We start from the raw sequence: 16,934 nt of genomic DNA, 5'->3' as shown, positions 1-16,934 counted from the left end.
GACCTGTAGGCCCAATAAGCGCAGCGCCATCGGGCAAATTACCGCAACCGCTGCGCCAGATGCACAGCCACATCCACGCCGCTGCGCTCCAGCGAAATCGACTCCCCTTCCCACGCCGCCTGACGCGTTAAACAGGTCAAAATACCGCCCGGCGGCATCTCAATCGCCAACCGCGCTTCGCGTTCGTTGGCGGAAATCACCGCTTCCTGCCAGCGCACAGTGCGCGCCATGTTCATCGCCAAATCATCGGCGATGCGTTCCGGCTGCCACAATACGCGCCCGGTACTGCCGCTCAGATACGCATAACGCGGACGCGAAAGCGTGACCTGGCTAAAGGCCTGCACCAGCTTCTGCGCCGGTTTCGCCAGCAGTTCACAGTGCGACGGTACGCTCACCGCCAGTCTCGGCGCTTTCGTCGCGCCTTTCGCCATCGCGCGTTTTGCAACGATAGCCATGTCATCGTCCGGCCCGGCAATCACCGTCTGGGTTTCCGCATTGAGATTGGCGATGTACGTTCCCGTACCTTCCAGCAGCGGCTCAACCTGGCTCAGGGTTAATCCCATAATCGCCGTTAACCCGTAACCGTGCGGATACGCCTGCTCCATCAGATCGCCACGCAGCGCCACCAGCTTCAGCGCATCGCGGAAATCGAGCGCCTCAGCCACTACGGCGGCGGGATACGCCCCAATCGACAAACCGCTGACGATATCCGGCGTCACACCACGTCGCTCCAGCTCTCGCGCCCAGGCAACACCCGCTATCAGCAGCGACAGCTGCACAGCACGCGTATGTTTCAGCGCTTCCGGCGTGTCCAGCGTCAGCGCTTCATCGCCCAGCACATCACGGGCCTGCGCCAGTTCATCACCGGGGAGATTTTGCAGCATGCCAGGGTGTTGCGTGCCCTGGCCGGGAAAGGTAAACAGAATTTTCATTATTCCTCCCTGCTCCAGGGGAAGCGAACCAGTCGCGGCCCCTGGCTGGTTTTTAGCAACGCTTTGCCATCGCGCAGCCACTCCGCCAGCGCAAACGCGCCTTCCGGCGTTTCCACCTGGGTATCGGCGCGACACAGCGCGCCCGTCAGTTGCTGCTGCCAGCGTTGCAGTGCCTCGCGCGTTAACGGTTCAGGCGCGCGGATCAACAAATCCAGATCGCTTTCAGCGTGGATCACCGGGATCCCCGTTGCCAGCGCATAACCGGTGCTGCCGGTGACGCCCCACGTCCACGGCCAGCGTTGCTGGGCCAGCAGTAATGCCAGTTGAACGGGAGGCTGTGAGACAAACGGAGAGCGGAGTAATTCGAGGGGATCGACCAGCGATTCAGGCGAGCACACGCGAACCACAGATTCACGTTTAACCCAGCCTGCGGCACGCTGGTCTCGACGCATTCCGCGCACCCCAACCGGGATGCGCCCTTGCGCATCGACATCACGCCGCACCACCACCGGCAGACCGGTATGCCAGATACCGTCTACCCAATCTTCTGTTACCGATTCCAGCGCATCGCGGGTTTTCAGCCAGATAAGGTCGTGCGGGCGTAATGTCGTGGTCATAACTTAGATTCCTGAAGTCAGCGAGATAAACAGCGGCAGCGACAGGATACACAGAACCGAGCTCAGCAGCAGCACCGCTTCCGCATCCGGCGATTGCACGCCGAAACGGTTACCGAATACCACGCCGAAGAAACCGGCAGAGAGCGCAATCATCAGAATGGCGGTGATGGCGACAGAACCATGCAGGCCAAACGCCAGCACGATACCCCATGCGATAAACGGCTGAATCAGCAGTTTGGCGATAGTTGCGCTGATAACCATGGTGTTGATTTGCAGTTTACGCGCAGAGAGGATCACCCCGGTCAGGAACAGCGCCGCAGCGGTTGCCGACAGGCCCAGCGGTTTAATCGACGCCAGCAGCATTTCCGGCATTTTGATGCCAATTGCGGAGAGGATCACCCCCAGCAACGGGCCCATGACGATCGGTTTTTTCAGCGAGCGCCACATCAACACCGGCAGCATTGAAAGGGTATTACCGCTGTTGCCGCCTTCGGCACGCGCTTTTTCACGTTCAAGAATCAGCAGGCAGAACGGCGTCATCAGCACGGAACCACAGGCAATAGAGACTGCCACAGAGAGCGAAGTTGCCGGGGTTTCACCCAGCACGCTGCCCAGAATCGGCAGCCCCAGCGCGGCATAGTTCGGCAGTGCGACGGTCAGCGTCAGCACGGCGGCATCCTGCGGCGATTTATTGAAAACTTTCACGGCCAGGAAGTAGATAGCCGCATAGATAATCCACATCGCCAGGGTCAGTACCACAATCAGCGGCGACTGGGCGACAATCCCGGCCCACGGGGTCTGTACGGTTGCGCTGAACAGCGCGGCAGGCAGTGCGAAATCCATGACAAAAATATTAAGCAGGGAAACATTCTTGTTATCGACCATTTTGGCCTTACCTGCCCAGAATCCCAGTAGCATGATCACGAAAATCGGTGCCAGGGCATGAATAATTACGTAAGTCATAAATCACCTGTAGTTAAAAAGAAAAGTCACTGACGCGATGGTTATTATTTTCAGAGTGCAGACTCCCGGTGGGCGCAGCAGCTGTGCCCACGGGGTTGACTCTGGCAGGTCTCTTTTTACTTACCAGCTGGCGCGCATACGTTCGCGTACGAGCGCCGAACTGCGGCGGTTGTCAGAACCCAGGCGATTTTTCAGCGAGGTGTCCTGACGAGCGTCTTTGATGGCCTGTTGCAGTGTGCTGTTCACCTGCGTCAGATCGTTATCGGTTGGGGCATCCGGGTTGCTGATATCCAGCAGTTTCGCCAGCAGGCCCAGCGTGGCGTAGTTGCTGATGTCGTACGCCATCGGCGGAATGGTCGCCGCCAGTTTTTCCAGTGCTTCAACGGTACGCAGGGTGATACGCGCGGCAGACTCTTTGCCCATTGCGTGGATCAACACGCCGGAATCGTTGAAGGCAATCAGTTGGTTGGCCTGATAACCGTGCGCCAGAAACGCACCGGACATCGCTTTACCAACAATCAAACCAATCACCGGGTGACCGGCCAGACGCGCATTGGCATACGCCCCGGCAGCACCGGCCAGCGCCTGGTGAATACCGAACGCTTCTTCACGACGGCCATAGGCCTGGCTCGGCACATCAATCACCGCGATGATCGGGCGTTTAACGGCTTTATCCGCATCGGCAGCAACGGTTTCGCTGACCACTTTCGCCAGCGTCCAGCCTTCGAGCAGGCCCACTTCGCCTTTTGCCGCGCGTGGGAAATGGTTATTGGCATCGGGAACAACAGCCACAAAACGCACCGCTTCCCCGTTGATTTCGCCATCAGCCGCCTGGACTGACGGGCAAAGACCTTGCACGCGCTGTGCGTTCGGGGCCAGTTTTTCCAGCCACAATGCCCCACGGCTTACTGAGTTACTCATCATTTCACCTCCCGGGCAAAAAGCGCTTTAATCTGTTCAGAATCAGCCTGTTTGCGGGTGTCGAAATTCGTCAGGCGATCCAGATACCAGTCGTAATTATCGGTGCGATGTTTTGCAGGAACGCCTTTGGCAATCGCGTCGTTCATCGCCGCTTTCACCGCGTTAACGCCGTCACCCACCAGCGCATCGACCAGCCCGCTTTCATAGCGCACTTCGCCACCGGTCATGCTCCAGATAAACGGACGGTCGCGGGAGTCATATTCGGCAATCCCGGCTTCCTGTTCGATAACCTGCGGGCCGTTCAGGCCGAGACGCGCTTCGCGGGTGACAATCAGATAGCTGCACAGCGCGGCAGCGATAGACATCCCGCCGAAGCAGCCAACGGTACCGGCGACAATCCCAACCACTGGGGTATAGCGGCGCAGATCAACAATCGCGGCATGGATATCGGCAATCGCCGCCAGGCCGAGGTTGGCTTCCTGTAAGCGCACACCGCCGGTTTCGAGGCAAAGTACAGCCTGTGTCGGGATACCGTTACGGTTATCTTCCGCCGCCAGTTCAAGCGCCGCCGCCATTTTCGCGCCGGAGACTTCGCCCATGCTGCCGCCCTGGAACGCGCCTTCAATCGCCACCACTACGGCAGGTTGACCGTTGATGGTGCCTTTGGCGACAACCATGCCGTCATCGGCCTGCGGCACAATGCCCTGCGGCCCAAGCCACGGAGAAACAATGCCTTCAAACGGATCCAGCAGTTCGCGATAGCTGCCGTCATCCAGCAGCGCGTGCGCACGCTGACGTGCTTTTAATTCGATAAAACTGCGGTCATCACGCATAGCTCACCTCCTCAAAGACCTGTTCGATACGAATGCGAGCCACGCCTGGGGTTGCGCCAAAGTCGTGGACAACCAGCTTGCCAGACGGCAGTTCGCTCACAAGGCTCAGGCGGTTGAACAGCGCTTCCCAGCGGGCGCGACTGTTGTCCACCGAGGTGGTGATATCAATGGTCAGGGTTTTCTCCTGGTCGGCGGTGAATAACACCTCCATATCCCCGGAGCCCACAACGCCTGCCAGTGCTTTGCCGCTTAATGTGCGGCTGGCAGGCAAAGAGATCGTAATGTGTTCCATAACATCCTCTTAATTCGGTAAATAAGGCGCGGAAGACGCGTCAATACGGTCGAGAAACAGCGTGGCGGCCAGCAGGTCGGCAGCGCCGCCCGGTGACGCGTTGAGCGCCAGCATTTGTGCATCCAGCGTTGCCAGCGCCTCGCGGCCTTTCGGCTGTGCGGTACCGCCAGCCAGCAGGACAGCGCGCGCGCCGTTTTGCATGGTTTCAAGACCGTGCATTCCGCTGCGCGAGAGCACGCAGGTGTCGCTGAGCGAGGTCATAATCGCCATCAGCGCGTCCAGTCTGGCGTGCGTTTCGCTGCTGCCGTTCAGGCGGCTTAAGCGAAGCTGCGGCAATGCACACTGCATGACATGCGGGAAAGCCTGTTGAGCTTCTTCCCTCGCGCCCGGCACACGGTAGCGGTGCGTGGCGCGAAGCCCTTTGCTGAACACTTTCGGTGCGACAGCATCCGGCAACATCGCCAGTTTCGCCGCCGTGGTGCTGATGGCTTTCGCCGTACCGGCACCGCCGAGCATCGCCACCGCGCTGACCAGCAGGCCCAGCGCCCAAATCGCGCCGCGGTGGGTATTCACGCCGTCAGTGGCGGCCATCATCTGTTGCTCGCCTTCGCGTCCCAGTCGCCCAATGGTTTGTCTGAGCGCAACATCCGCCGGACGCTGCCAGCTTTGCTGCGCCAGGGCATGAAACGTTGGGGTCAGACTGTGGGCGGAACGCTCCATCAGCGCCAGCGTCAGGTCGTGATGCGCCCCGCTGCCCCGGCTGTCCACCAGACCGGGTTTCGGGCTTAAACGTGCTTCGTCGACAAGACATTGCGTGGCGGTTCGCGCCAGCCATTCGGCACCGCCTTCAACCTGAATCTGTGGCAGAAGTTTCATTACCAGCTCCGGAATTTCGCAGGTGGGTTGTACAAACCACCGGACCATTCCACCAGGTCGGACACGCTGCTGGCAGCCAGCAGGGAACGGGTGGCGTCGGTACGGCGAATGCCCATATCTTCCGGATAAACCACTTTGCCGCTCTTACGCAGCTCAGCGACGCGTTTGGCGTCAACGCCAAGGCCAATATCGGTAATACCGGCAACGGCAGCGACCATCGCGCGACGCTCTTCCAGGCTTTCCGCACGGTAGAGGTAAGCGATCCCCTCTTCGGTCAGCACGTGGGTCACGTCATCGCCGTAAATCATGACTGGCGCCAGCGGCATCCCGGAGGATTTCGCCACTTCAACGGCATCCAGCGTTTCGACGAAGGTCGGTTTCACGCCAGCCTGGAAGGTTTCCACCATCTGGACGACGAGTTTTTTACCGCGCTGCATCGGGTCTGGTTCGGTGATCATGTTCAGCCAGGCAGGCGTAGCATGACGACGACCGTGTGGGTCATGGCCCATATTTGGCGCACCACCGAAACCGGAGAGACGACCACGGGTGACGGTCGAAGAGTTGGCGAGGCCATCAACCTGTAACGTTGAACCGATAAACATATCCACCGCGTACTGACCTGCTAACTGGCAGAACGCGCGGTTAGAACGCATTGAACCGTCGGCACCGGTAAAGAACACATCAGGACGGGCGCGGATGTACTCTTCCATCCCCAGTTCGCCACCGAAGCAGTGCACGCTTTCCACCCAACCGCTCTCAATCGCCGGGATCAGCGTCGGATGCGGGTTAAGCGTCCAGTGTTTACAGATTTTGCCTTTCAGGCCGAGCTGTTCGCCGTAGGTTGGCAGCAGCAGTTCAATCGCGGCGGTGTTAAACCCGATACCGTGGTTGAGTGACTGCACCTGATGCTCTGCGTAGATGCCTTTAATCGCCATCATCGCCATCAGGATGTGTTCTTGTTTAATCAGACGCGGGTCACGGGTAAACAACGGTTCGATGAAGAACGGTTTATCCGCAACGACCACGAAATCGATCCACGAGCCCGGAATATCCACGCGCGGCAGATCGCATTCGTCGTCCACCAGTTCGTTCACCTGTGCGATGACGATACCGTCGTGGAAGGCGGCTGCTTCAACCAGCGCTGGCGTATCTTCGGTACTGGCGCCGGTGTAAAGGTTGCCTTTGCTGTCGGCTTTAAAACCGGCAATCAGCGCCACGTTCGGGGCCAGGTCAACATAGAGGCGGGAGTAGAGTTCGATGTAGGTGTGAATCGCACCGATTTCCAGCTGGCCATCTTCCAGCAGTTGCGAAATACGCAGGCTTTGCGTGCCGGAGAAAGAGAAGTCCAGCTTGTGGGCGATACCTTTCTCGAAGATGTCGAGGTGTTCGCTGCGACCGACGCTTGGCATGATCATATGCAGGTCGTGAACAATCTGCGGGTTCACTTCAGCAAGGGAACGAGACAGGAAATCTGCCTGTTTTTGGTTATTCCCTTCTAATACCACTCTGTCGCCCGGGGCGATCAGTTTTTCCAGCATTGCGACAAGGTCTGCCGTCGGTAGCACCTTGCCCTGCACCGGTACAGACGCCAGGCGGCGCTGTTTCTCAGTGCGTCGCGTGTTCCATACCCGTGCGGGTGTTTGCCCAGATAACATTATTAACCTCCTGATTCAGCGAATCATTTTGATTTGCTTAACACTGAGAAGAGTCTGAACCCTGGTGAGAAAGTCATCAATTAAGCTTAGGAAGGAATCATTAGCTTGAGAGTAATAATCACATTAAAATTTTGTGACGCAGGTCAACTCAAAAAGGAGTAAAAGAGGCTACCACCGCCCATTTTCTTAAACACAATCAAAAAGTGACGGTATAGTAGTCAGCAGATTAAAAGAGAACATCGCAACGTTATGGCCCAAATTACTCCCGCAGAGTTTGCTGTCCCGCAGGACGACTCCTCCACGTTTCGCCCAATGCCCGGCGTCAGCAACCCGCATCTGCAAACTATGCTGCCGAGGCTTATCCGCCGTCGGCTACACTTTACGCCGCACTGGCAGCGCCTCGATTTACCGGACGGCGACTTTCTGGATATCGCCTGGAGCGAAGACCCAATGCAGGCGAGGCACAAGCCGCGTCTGGTCGTATTCCACGGCCTGGAAGGCAGCCTGCACAGCCCCTATGCACACGGTCTGATTCAGGCGGCGAAGGAACGCGGCTGGCTCGGCGTGGTGATGCACTTTCGCGGCTGTAGCGGCGAACCGAATCGCCTTAACCGTATTTATCATTCCGGTGAAACAGAAGACGGCACCTGGTTTTTAAACTGGCTGAAGCAGGAACTGGGCGATGCGCCTACTGCGGCGGTCGGTTATTCGCTCGGCGGCAACATGCTCGCCTGCCTGCTGGCGAAAGAAGGCCCCACGGTTCCGCTGGATGCTGCGGTGATTGTCTCCGCGCCATTCGTGCTGGAAGCCTGTAGCTATCATATGGAAAAGGGCTTTTCGCGGGTGTACCAGCGCTATTTGCTGAACCTGTTAAAAGGCAACGCCTCGCGCAAACTGGCGGCCTATCCCGGCACGCTGCCGGTCGATTTACGCCAGCTGAAGCGCGTGCGCAAAATCCGTGAATTTGATGACCTGATTACCGCCAAAATTCACGGTTTCGCCGACGCTATCGACTATTATCGTCAATGTAGCGCCATGCCGTTGCTCAATCAGATAGCCATTCCGACGCTGATTATTCATGCGAAGGACGATCCGTTTATGGATCACCACGTTATCCCCGACGCCGACTCGCTTCCCGCCTGCGTCGAATATCAGTTAACGGAACATGGCGGCCACGTCGGCTTTATCGGCGGCACCTTCCGCCGCCCGAAAATGTGGCTGGAACAACGTATTCCCGACTGGCTGATGCCGTGGCTTGGAGGTGAAAAATGATCATTCCGTGGCAAGACATCGACGCTGAAACGCTCGATAACCTGATTGAAAGCTTTGTGTTGCGTGAAGGCACCGATTATGGTGAATATGAACGTTCACTTGCGCAAAAGGTCGCCGACGTAAAACAGCAACTACAACGCGGCGAAGCGGTACTGGTGTGGTCGGAACTTCATGAAACCGTCAACATCATGCCCCGCAGCCAGTTTCGCGGTTAATCTTACCGACTCGGGAGTTGTTCGCTATGTCTGCCAAACATCCGGTTATCGCCGTCACGGGTTCCAGCGGGGCGGGAACCACCACCACCAGCCTCGCGTTCCGCAAGATTTTCGCCCAGCTCAAACTTCGCGCCGCGGAAGTGGAAGGCGACAGCTTTCATCGCTACACGCGTCCGGAAATGGATTTAGCCATTCGTAAAGCGCGTGATATGGGCCGTCATATCAGCTACTTCGGCCCGGATGCCAACGACTTCAGCCTGCTGGAACAGACGTTCCGCGAGTACGGGCACAGCGGTACCGGACAGTCGCGAAAATATCTGCACACCTACGATGAAGCGGTGCCGTGGAATCAGGTGCCGGGAACCTTTACCCCCTGGCAACCGCTGCCTGAGCCGACCGACGTGCTGTTCTATGAAGGGCTGCACGGCGGCGTGGTCACCCCGCATCATGATGTGGCAAAGCATGTCGATTTACTGGTAGGCGTGGTGCCGATTGTAAACCTGGAGTGGATCCAAAAGATGATCCGCGACACCAGCGAGCGCGGTCACTCCCGCGAGGCGGTGATGGATTCCGTGGTGCGTTCGATGGAAGATTACATCAACTACATCACCCCGCAGTTCTCGCGCACCCATCTTAACTTCCAGCGTGTGCCAACGGTCGATACCTCCGATCCCTTCGCCGCCAAAGGCATTCCGTCGCTGGATGAGAGCTTTGTGGTGATCCACTTCCGCAATCTCGACAATATCGATTTCCCCTGGCTGCTGGCGATGCTGCAAGGCTCGTTTATCTCTCATATGAATACGCTGGTCGTTCCCGGCGGCAAGATGGGGCTGGCGATGGAATTGATCATGACGCCGCTGGTGCAGCGGTTGATGGAAGGGAAGAAGATTGGGTGAAATAGCACCTTACCCGACCTACAAAGCTTTCGTAGGTCGGATAAGGCGTAGCCGCCATCCGACATAAAGGCGACGCGGGCGTTACCCCTCCACCACCTCATAAGAATGGGTAATGTTCACCGCTTTGCCCAGCATCAGCGCCACTGAACAGTACTTCTCAGCGGACAAATCCACCGCCCGGGACACCGCCGCATCTTTCAGTTCTTTGCCGGTCACAATGAAGTGCAGATTGATGTGCGTGAACAGACGTGGCGCTTCTTCGCGGCGTTCAGAGGTCAGCTTAACTTCACAATCGGTCACGTCGTAACGGCCCTTTTGCAGGATTGACACGACGTCAATAGCGCTACAACCGCCCGCAGCCATCAGCACGACTTCCATCGGGCTTGGCGCTTTATCACCTGAGTTGCCATCCATTAGAATCTGGTGCCCGGAAGCCGACTCACCCAGGAAGGTTAACCCTTCAACCCATTTCACACGCGCTTGCATAATAGTCACTCCAGAGTTGCAAATTTATTGTCAGATTACGCGCACATAACAAATCTCGCAACGGAAGTAGACCTGGGTCATGCTGAAGCGAGACACCAGGAGACACACGGCGAAAGCTATGCTAAAACAGTCGGGATGCTACAGAGATACATAAACGTACTGCATGTATGCAGAGGACATCACATACTGGCTGCGACAATTTTTGACGGCCAACTTCCCAGGTAGAGGGAAGGACATTATTTCCACCAGTGGTAGCCTGATTTGCCGCTGGCGATAGCTTATAACAGAGGATAACCGCGCATGGTGCTTGGCAAACCGCAAACAGACCCGACACTCGAATGGTTCTTGTCTCATTGCCACATTCATAAGTACCCATCGAAGAGCACGCTGATTCACCAGGGTGAAAAAGCGGAAACGCTGTACTACATCGTTAAAGGCTCCGTGGCAGTACTCATCAAGGATGAGGAAGGCAAAGAGATGATCCTTTCCTACCTCAACCAGGGCGATTTCATCGGTGAACTGGGCCTGTTTGAAGAAGGCCAGGAACGTAGCGCCTGGGTTCGGGCGAAAACCGCCTGTGAAGTGGCTGAAATCTCCTATAAGAAATTCCGTCAGCTCATCCAGGTTAACCCGGATATCCTGATGCGTCTCTCCTCTCAGATGGCGCGCCGTCTGCAGGTTACCTCTGAGAAAGTGGGCAACCTGGCGTTCCTCGACGTTACCGGTCGTATCGCACAGACGCTGCTGAATCTGGCAAAACAGCCGGATGCCATGACCCACCCGGACGGTATGCAGATCAAAATCACCCGTCAGGAAATCGGTCAGATCGTCGGTTGCTCCCGCGAAACCGTGGGCCGCATTCTGAAGATGCTGGAAGATCAGAACCTGATCTCCGCACACGGTAAAACGATCGTCGTTTACGGCACGCGTTAATCTCGTCTGACGGCGTATTGTTCGCGCAATACGCCGTTTTTGTCTCTTATGTGGCGCAGGCTGATTTACCACCCGGAAGTCAACTATGCACTGCGGCAAACGCTGGTGTTATGTTTGCCGGTCGCCGTCGGCCTGATCCTCGGCCAGCTTCAACACGGCTTACTGTTCTCTTTAGTGCCTGCCTGCTGCAACATCGCCGGGCTGGATACTCCCCATAAACGCTTCTTCAAACGCCTGATTATCGGTGGGTCTCTGTTCGCCGGTTGCAGCCTGATTGTGCAACTGTTGCTGGCCGATGATATCCCGCTGCCGTTTATTCTTACCGGTCTGGCGATGGTGCTGGGCGTTACCGCCGAAATCAGCGCGCTGCACGGGCGATTGCTTCCGGCCTCGCTGATTGCCGCCATTTTTACCCTGAGCCTGGCGGGCAATATGCCCATCTGGGAACCGCTGCTTATCTACGCGCTCGGCACGCTATGGTACGGGCTGTTTAACTGGTTCTGGTTCTGGCTATGGCGCGAACAGCCGCTGCGCGAGTCGTTGAGCCTGCTTTACCGCCAACTGGCGGAGTACTGCGAAGCCAAATATAGCCTGCTGACGCAACATACCGACCCCAATACCGCCCTGCCGCCGTTGCTTAATCGTCAGCAGAAAGTGGTCGACCTGATTTCCCAGTGTTACCAGCAGATGCACATGCTGGCGGCCAATCAGCACAATGATTACAAGCGCCTGCTGCGCGCCTTCCAGATGGGGCTGGATTTACAGGAACACATTTCGGTGAGCCTGCACCAGCCAGAAGAGGTGCAAAAACTGGTCGAGCGCAGCCACGCCGAAGCGGTAATCCGCTGGAACGCGCAAACCGTCGCCGCGCGCCTGCGGGTAATGGCCGATGACATTCTTTATCACCGCTTCCCGACGCGCTTCAATATGGATAAGCAAATTGGCGCGCTGGAGAAAATTGCCCGCCAGCATCCCGATAACCCGGTCGGGCAGTTCTGCGCCTGGCACTTCAGCCGCATCGCCAAAGTCCTGCGCGCGCAGCGTCCGCTTTATCCGCGTAACCTGATGGCCGATAAAGAGCGCCGCCTGCCGCTGTTCCCGGCGCTGAAAAGCTATCTGTCGCTGAAATCGCCCGCCCTGCGTAATGCCGCGCGTTTAAGCGTGATGTTGAGCATCGCCAGCCTGATGGGCGCGGCGCTGCATCTGCCGAAACCCTACTGGATATTAATGACCGTCTTGCTGGTGACGCAAAACGGCTACGGCGCGACGCGTGTGCGTATCTTCCACCGAGCGGCGGGCACGCTGGCGGGGCTGGTTATCGCCGCGGTCACGCTGCACTACCATTTCCCGGAGGGATTCGCGCTGACCGCGATGCTGGTGATCACCCTGATAAGTTATCTGATCATTCGTAAAAGCTACGGCTGGGCGACCGTGGGTTTCACCATTACGGCGGTATATACCCTGCAATTGCTGACGCTCAACGGCGAGCAGTTTATCGTCGCGCGTTTCGCCGATACGATTATCGGCTGCCTGATTGCCTTTGGCGGCATGCTGTGGCTGTGGCCGCAGTGGCAAAGCGGTCTGCTGCGCAAAAATGCGCACTCTGCGCTGGAGGCGGATCAGGAAGCAATACAGTTAATTTTGAGTGACGATCCTTCCGCTGAAAAACTGGCGTATCAACGTATGCGCGTCAACCAGGCGCACAACGCCCTGTTTAACTCGCTCAATCAGGCGATGCAGGAACCGGGCTTTAATACGCACTATCTGGAAGATATGAAACTGTGGGTGACCCACAGCCAGTTCATCGTCGAGCATATCAACGCCATGACCACGCTTGCGCGCGAGCACGACACGCTCTCGCCGGAGCTGATGCAACGTTATCTGGAATCGTGTGAAGTCGCCCTGCAACGCTGTCAGCAGCGCCTGGAGTATGATGAATCGGGCAGCAGTGGGGATGTGAACATCATGGAGTCGCCGGATACGCTCTCCCACGGGCCACTCAGCACCATGGAACAGCATCTCCAGCGTATTCTGGGCCACCTCAACACCATGCACACCATTTCGTCGGTGGCATGGCGTCAGCGGCCGCGGCACGGTATCTGGCTAAACCGCCATATCAACTGACAACTTTCGCCACCGCCTGCGCAAAGCGCGTCATACCGTCATCGATCTCTTTCTCTTCCACCACCAGCGACGGCGCAAAACGCATCACGTCTGGCCCGGCGTTCAGCACCATGACACCGGCATCAGCGGCCGCGTAAAGGAATTCACGCGCGCGGCCTTTGTACGGTTCTTTCAGCTCGGCACCAATCAGCAGCCCCATTCCGCGAATATCGCTGAAAACGTCATACTTCGCGTCGATATCCTGCAAATGCTGCACAAAACGCTCGCGTTTGGCATGAACGCCATCCAGCACTTCCGGCGTATTGATAATATCGAACGCCGCGCCCGCCACGGCACAGGCCAGCGGGTTACCGCCATAGGTCGAGCCGTGGGAGCCGACGTGGAATGCGCTGGCAATCTCTTCGGTGGTGAGCATGGCGCTAATCGGGAAACCACCGCCCAAAGCTTTCGCGCTGGTGAGGATATCCGGCGTCACGCCATAGTGCATATAGGCGAACAGCGAACCGGTACGCCCCATCCCGCTCTGCACTTCATCAAACACCAACAGCGCCTGATGTTTATCGCACAGGTCACGCAGCCCCTGTAAAAATTCCGGCGTCGCGGCCAGCACGCCGCCTTCGCCCTGAACGGGTTCGACCACAATCGCGCAGGTATGGTCATCAATCACCGCTTCAACCGCGTGCAAATCGTTAAACGGCACGTGGACGATATCGGCCGGTTTTGGGCCAAAGCCATCGGAGTATTTCGGCTGGCCGCCGACGGAAACCGTAAACAGCGAGCGACCATGGAAGGCGTTGTGGAAGGCAATAATCTTACTTTTGTACGGGCTATGACGCGTAGAGGCGTAGTAACGCGCCAGTTTGAACGCGGTTTCGTTGGCTTCAGTGCCGGAGTTCATAAACACCACGCGCTCGGCAAAGGTGGCGTCCACCAGCTTCTGCCCCAGACGCAGCGCCGGTTCATTGGTAAACACGTTACTGGTATGCCACAGGGTTTCACCCTGGGTTTTCAGCGCCTCAACCAGCGCCGGATGGCAATGCCCCAGCGCCGTCACCGCAATCCCGCCGGCGAAATCGACGTACTCTTTCCCCTGCTGATCCCACACGCGGCTGCCTTTACCTTTTACCGGGATAAACTCCGCCGGTGCATAAATTGGCAAAATCACCTGATCGAACGTCGCGCGGGTAATTGCAGGTTGTTTGGTTGTCATGTCATGCCCTTCTGTGATTATGCAGCAATGATTATGAAATTATAATCACAAAATATGCATAAAAAATCACTCAATGGCAATATGCAATTGCGAATACAGGCGATTTTTGCTTTATGTTTTTCGCAGAAAAGTTATGCTGCGCAATCGTAACAATGGAAATAATCACTAAGGGAATAGTATGTTTCTAAAACGCATCGCCATTGTCTCGCTGTGCATGGGGCTGCTTTGCGGCTGTGATAACACCCACGATGAAACACCGCCAACGTCTGCACAAACTGATAGCCTTGATGCGCATAATAGCGTGGCGATGAAAGCCAATCAGTGGCTGGACATTATCAATAACGATTCCGACGCCTATCAGTATGACAAAAGCAGTGAGGAAGATGTTGAATTGCCAACGGTTATCGGTCAGCAACTTGTCTGGGTCAAAGAGAGCTACTTTAAAACAGTCAAAGAACAACGGCTCTTCAGGCGTAAAGCACCTGTCACGGAAAGCGAATTCAACATGCTGATGTCACAATTTGAGGTGACATCCAGCCCCGAAGAGAGAGAAACGTACCGGCAGATCGGTAAAACCATCTCGGCCACGCAGCCGCCATTACCGCCACTGGATCGCGCCGGGCAAACGTTAATCGAGAGCGAAATAACATTGTCCGAAGCGGTTAACGCGCTCGTTGAATATCACTCCTCTGGCGACTACCGTCAGGATCGCCTGAGTAAAGCGCCGGCGCTACATATGGCGCTGGATCAAGCCTGGCAGCAATATCGACAAGCCTCCAGAGAGGCAAACACCCTTCGCAATACGTTGTTCAGCGAAGAGCATGATATTGAACTGGCGTACTATAAAGACTGTGGTCTGACCGGACGGCTGGCGGTAGTTGAAAGCGCAGATATTGTGCAGAAGATCGTCGACCGCTTATACACCGTGATTTCTCAGCAGAAAAAGGTCGAACATATTCCCCTGGTGGCGTGGCAACAAGACATAGAACAACTCGAAGACGAGCTGGCGCTCATCAAATCACTGGCAAAAGATCCGCGCGCCCTCAGTGACAACGGCCTTGAGGAGGCCTATATCAAAGACTATGCAATGGCGCTTGACGCATTCATTACCCACCTCAAACTCACCCTGCATGATGTCGGTGAAAGCGCGGAGAAGAACGAAACGCTGCTGGACGATCTGGAACAAAAGCAAATGGCGCTGATCGGTGTGTATAACCAACTCATTGTCAGCGTCAATTGCGAGGAGTAAACGACGCCTGCGCCGTCAGGGCGCACAATCAACGCCGCAGGAAGTTTGCCAGCAGCGCATGCCCCTGTTCGCTGAGAATACTTTCCGGGTGGAACTGCACGCCTTCGAGATCCCACTGGCGATGGCGAATACCCATGATCTCGCCGCTTTCACTGCGGGCGGTCACTTCGAAGGTTTCCGGTAGCGTATTCGGTTCGATCAGCAGGGAATGGTAACGGGTGACGGTCAGCGGGTTATTCAGCCCCTGAAAAACGCCCTGGCCGTTATGCGTGATGGGCGAGGTTTTACCGTGCATCACTTTATGCGCCCGCACGATGCGCGCGCCAAACGCCTGCGCAATCGCCTGATGCCCCAGGCAGACGCCCAGCAGCGGCGTTTTTCCGGCGTAATGACGAATGACCTCCAACGAAATACCCGCGTCATCCGGCGTACAGGGGCCAGGGGAGATAACGATTTTCGCCGGGTTGAGCGCGTCGATTTGCGCGAGAGTGATGTCATCGTTGCGCTTGACCAACACCTCAGCGCCCAGCTCGCAGAAGTACTGGTAGAGGTTCCAGGTAAAGGAATCGTAGTTATCAATTAGCAGGATCATGGCGGCTCCGGTTACAGCAAACCGGAGCATTCTACCGGGTCAGGCTGCGACTCTCACCACTTTCGTAAACAGTGCCAGCAGCGGCTTCAAATCGCCCATCGCCCCCTGCTGGTTGGCGTCGTTCCAGCGCAGCGGTTCAATCTCCCGCCAGTCCAGCGCGTAGCCCGCGTGAATCGCCAGTTGTTCGAAGAAAATACGCTGCGCCAGGCCGCTGCCAATGCGAAACGGATGCAGCACGTTGATTTCGCAGTAGTACCACGTCAGCCGCTCAATAAACGCCTCTTTCTCCAACCCCGCTAACCAGTTCTCGTCTTCCAGCTCCTGCATCAGCGCATTGCCCTCTTTCTCAATACGCGTGAAATGGCAGAACGGCGTGTCACCGTGGTAGATATTGATTTCCCGGTACTTCCCGGCCCAGTCAAATACATCCTGATAGAGCTGATAATGAATGGCGCACAGCCAGGGAAGACCGCGCACCTGCGGGCCCAGTTCGATGGTCGCCGCACGTAGAGAGGTAAGCTCCCATGCGGCCTGTTCAAGGCGGGTCGCTTCGTGGATGCCCAGTTTATTACGCATTACGTTTAGACCGGGGAACAGATAGGGATCGCGGTCGTTACCGAATTTATCGCTCATAGTGCCCCCGCAGTTGTTCAATACGCGTCAGCGCGTCTTCGCGACTCAGGGTGACCAGCGGGATATCAGCCCCTTCCAGACGGCGGCTGGCCTGAAAATTCTCGTTGCGTGTTTTTTCCCAGAGCTGAGCTTTTTGCTTATCGGTAAGTTTTTTCATGCAGCCTCCCTGAACTGTTCCCATTTGCCACAAGTATAAGCAGCAATTTCAGGTTGTGCAGAAAGGCAAAAACGCGCG

General features: G+C 56.7%; 19 protein-coding genes. 6 read left to right on the top strand and 13 right to left on the bottom strand.

The window, feature by feature from the left end:
* Window positions 1–38: 38 nt before the first annotated feature.
* The 8 genes from mdcH to mdcA form a co-directional block, all read right to left on the bottom strand.
* Window positions 39–932: a malonate decarboxylase subunit epsilon gene (mdcH, locus tag G163CM_RS19845; RefSeq protein ID WP_231826056.1), complete on the bottom strand. Its 894-nt coding sequence runs from the start codon at window positions 930–932 to the stop codon at window positions 39–41.
* Entirely contained in the window at window positions 932–1,549 is a 618-nt protein-coding gene (locus G163CM_RS19840; protein ID WP_231826055.1) for a malonate decarboxylase holo-ACP synthase, read from the bottom strand. The genes mdcH and G163CM_RS19840 overlap by 1 nt, the downstream gene beginning before the upstream one ends.
* A gap of 3 nt (window positions 1,550–1,552) precedes the next feature.
* Window positions 1,553–2,512 (bottom strand): AEC family transporter, encoded by a 960-nt coding sequence (locus tag G163CM_RS19835; protein WP_231826054.1) that lies wholly within the window; start codon window positions 2,510–2,512, stop codon window positions 1,553–1,555.
* Between the two features lie 120 nt (window positions 2,513–2,632).
* On the bottom strand, window positions 2,633–3,433 hold the full coding sequence (mdcE, locus tag G163CM_RS19830) for a biotin-independent malonate decarboxylase subunit gamma (protein WP_041686160.1): 801 nt from the start codon (window positions 3,431–3,433) through the stop codon (window positions 2,633–2,635).
* On the bottom strand, window positions 3,433–4,266 hold the full coding sequence (locus G163CM_RS19825) for a biotin-independent malonate decarboxylase subunit beta (protein WP_015962717.1): 834 nt from the start codon (window positions 4,264–4,266) through the stop codon (window positions 3,433–3,435). The genes mdcE and G163CM_RS19825 overlap by 1 nt, the downstream gene beginning before the upstream one ends.
* A complete protein-coding gene (mdcC, locus tag G163CM_RS19820; RefSeq protein WP_015962716.1) occupies window positions 4,259–4,558 on the bottom strand; it encodes a malonate decarboxylase acyl carrier protein in 300 nt (99 codons plus the stop codon). Before mdcC ends, G163CM_RS19825 begins: the two co-directional genes overlap by 8 nt.
* Window positions 4,559–4,567: 9 nt before the next feature.
* A complete protein-coding gene (locus tag G163CM_RS19815; RefSeq protein ID WP_231826053.1) occupies window positions 4,568–5,434 on the bottom strand; it encodes a triphosphoribosyl-dephospho-CoA synthase in 867 nt (288 codons plus the stop codon).
* A complete protein-coding gene (gene mdcA / locus G163CM_RS19810; RefSeq protein WP_015962714.1) occupies window positions 5,434–7,089 on the bottom strand; it encodes a malonate decarboxylase subunit alpha in 1,656 nt (551 codons plus the stop codon). Before mdcA ends, G163CM_RS19815 begins: the two co-directional genes overlap by 1 nt.
* 249 nt (window positions 7,090–7,338) lie before the next feature.
* Between mdcA and G163CM_RS19805 the strand changes: the two genes are divergently transcribed.
* Genes G163CM_RS19805 through G163CM_RS19795 form a run of 3 tightly spaced genes read left to right on the top strand, consistent with a single transcriptional unit; the run spans window position 7,339 to window position 9,472 of the window.
* Window positions 7,339–8,361, top strand: coding sequence for a hydrolase (locus G163CM_RS19805; protein WP_231826052.1), 1,023 nt, complete (start codon window positions 7,339–7,341; stop codon window positions 8,359–8,361).
* Window positions 8,358–8,576 (top strand): YheU family protein, encoded by a 219-nt coding sequence (locus G163CM_RS19800; protein ID WP_015962712.1) that lies wholly within the window; start codon window positions 8,358–8,360, stop codon window positions 8,574–8,576. The genes G163CM_RS19805 and G163CM_RS19800 overlap by 4 nt, the downstream gene beginning before the upstream one ends.
* A 26-nt stretch (window positions 8,577–8,602) precedes the next feature.
* Entirely contained in the window at window positions 8,603–9,472 is an 870-nt protein-coding gene (locus tag G163CM_RS19795; RefSeq protein ID WP_231826051.1) for a phosphoribulokinase, read from the top strand.
* An 81-nt stretch (window positions 9,473–9,553) separates the two neighbouring features.
* Here the strand turns inward: G163CM_RS19795 and G163CM_RS19790 are convergent, their stop codons facing one another.
* Window positions 9,554–9,958: an OsmC family protein gene (locus tag G163CM_RS19790; protein ID WP_108476622.1), complete on the bottom strand. Its 405-nt coding sequence runs from the start codon at window positions 9,956–9,958 to the stop codon at window positions 9,554–9,556.
* A 300-nt stretch (window positions 9,959–10,258) separates the two neighbouring features.
* Between G163CM_RS19790 and crp the strand changes: the two genes are divergently transcribed.
* Together crp and G163CM_RS19780 are read left to right on the top strand one after the other, a co-directional pair.
* Complete coding sequence (gene crp / locus G163CM_RS19785; protein ID WP_000242758.1) at window positions 10,259–10,891, top strand: cAMP-activated global transcriptional regulator CRP; 633 nt, start codon at window positions 10,259–10,261, stop codon at window positions 10,889–10,891.
* A gap of 48 nt (window positions 10,892–10,939) precedes the next feature.
* Window positions 10,940–13,015, top strand: coding sequence for a YccS/YhfK family putative transporter (locus tag G163CM_RS19780; RefSeq protein ID WP_015962709.1), 2,076 nt, complete (start codon window positions 10,940–10,942; stop codon window positions 13,013–13,015).
* On the opposite strand, the gene argD is transcribed toward G163CM_RS19780, so the two are convergent.
* Window positions 13,008–14,225, bottom strand: coding sequence for a bifunctional acetylornithine/succinyldiaminopimelate transaminase (argD, locus tag G163CM_RS19775; protein WP_231826050.1), 1,218 nt, complete (start codon window positions 14,223–14,225; stop codon window positions 13,008–13,010). The genes G163CM_RS19780 and argD overlap by 8 nt on opposite strands.
* 178 nt (window positions 14,226–14,403) lie before the next feature.
* Between argD and G163CM_RS19770 the strand changes: the two genes are divergently transcribed.
* Window positions 14,404–15,474 (top strand): DUF3829 domain-containing protein, encoded by a 1,071-nt coding sequence (locus G163CM_RS19770; RefSeq protein ID WP_231826049.1) that lies wholly within the window; start codon window positions 14,404–14,406, stop codon window positions 15,472–15,474.
* 28 nt (window positions 15,475–15,502) lie between these two features.
* Here the strand turns inward: G163CM_RS19770 and pabA are convergent, their stop codons facing one another.
* The 3 genes from pabA to G163CM_RS19755 are packed head-to-tail and all read right to left on the bottom strand — an operon-like array spanning window position 15,503 to window position 16,856.
* On the bottom strand, window positions 15,503–16,066 hold the full coding sequence (gene pabA / locus G163CM_RS19765; protein ID WP_231826048.1) for an aminodeoxychorismate synthase component 2: 564 nt from the start codon (window positions 16,064–16,066) through the stop codon (window positions 15,503–15,505).
* Window positions 16,067–16,105: 39 nt separating this feature from the next.
* Window positions 16,106–16,699 (bottom strand): putative adenosine monophosphate-protein transferase Fic, encoded by a 594-nt coding sequence (locus tag G163CM_RS19760; RefSeq protein WP_231826047.1) that lies wholly within the window; start codon window positions 16,697–16,699, stop codon window positions 16,106–16,108.
* On the bottom strand, window positions 16,689–16,856 hold the full coding sequence (locus G163CM_RS19755) for a YhfG family protein (RefSeq protein WP_015962705.1): 168 nt from the start codon (window positions 16,854–16,856) through the stop codon (window positions 16,689–16,691). The genes G163CM_RS19760 and G163CM_RS19755 overlap by 11 nt, the downstream gene beginning before the upstream one ends.
* Window positions 16,857–16,934 lie beyond the last annotated feature (78 nt).

Source organism: Pseudocitrobacter corydidari (assembly GCF_021172065.1).
Taxonomy (GTDB): Bacteria; Pseudomonadota; Gammaproteobacteria; order Enterobacterales; family Enterobacteriaceae; genus Pseudocitrobacter; species Pseudocitrobacter corydidari.
This window is presented reverse-complemented; position numbering and strand designations above follow the sequence as displayed.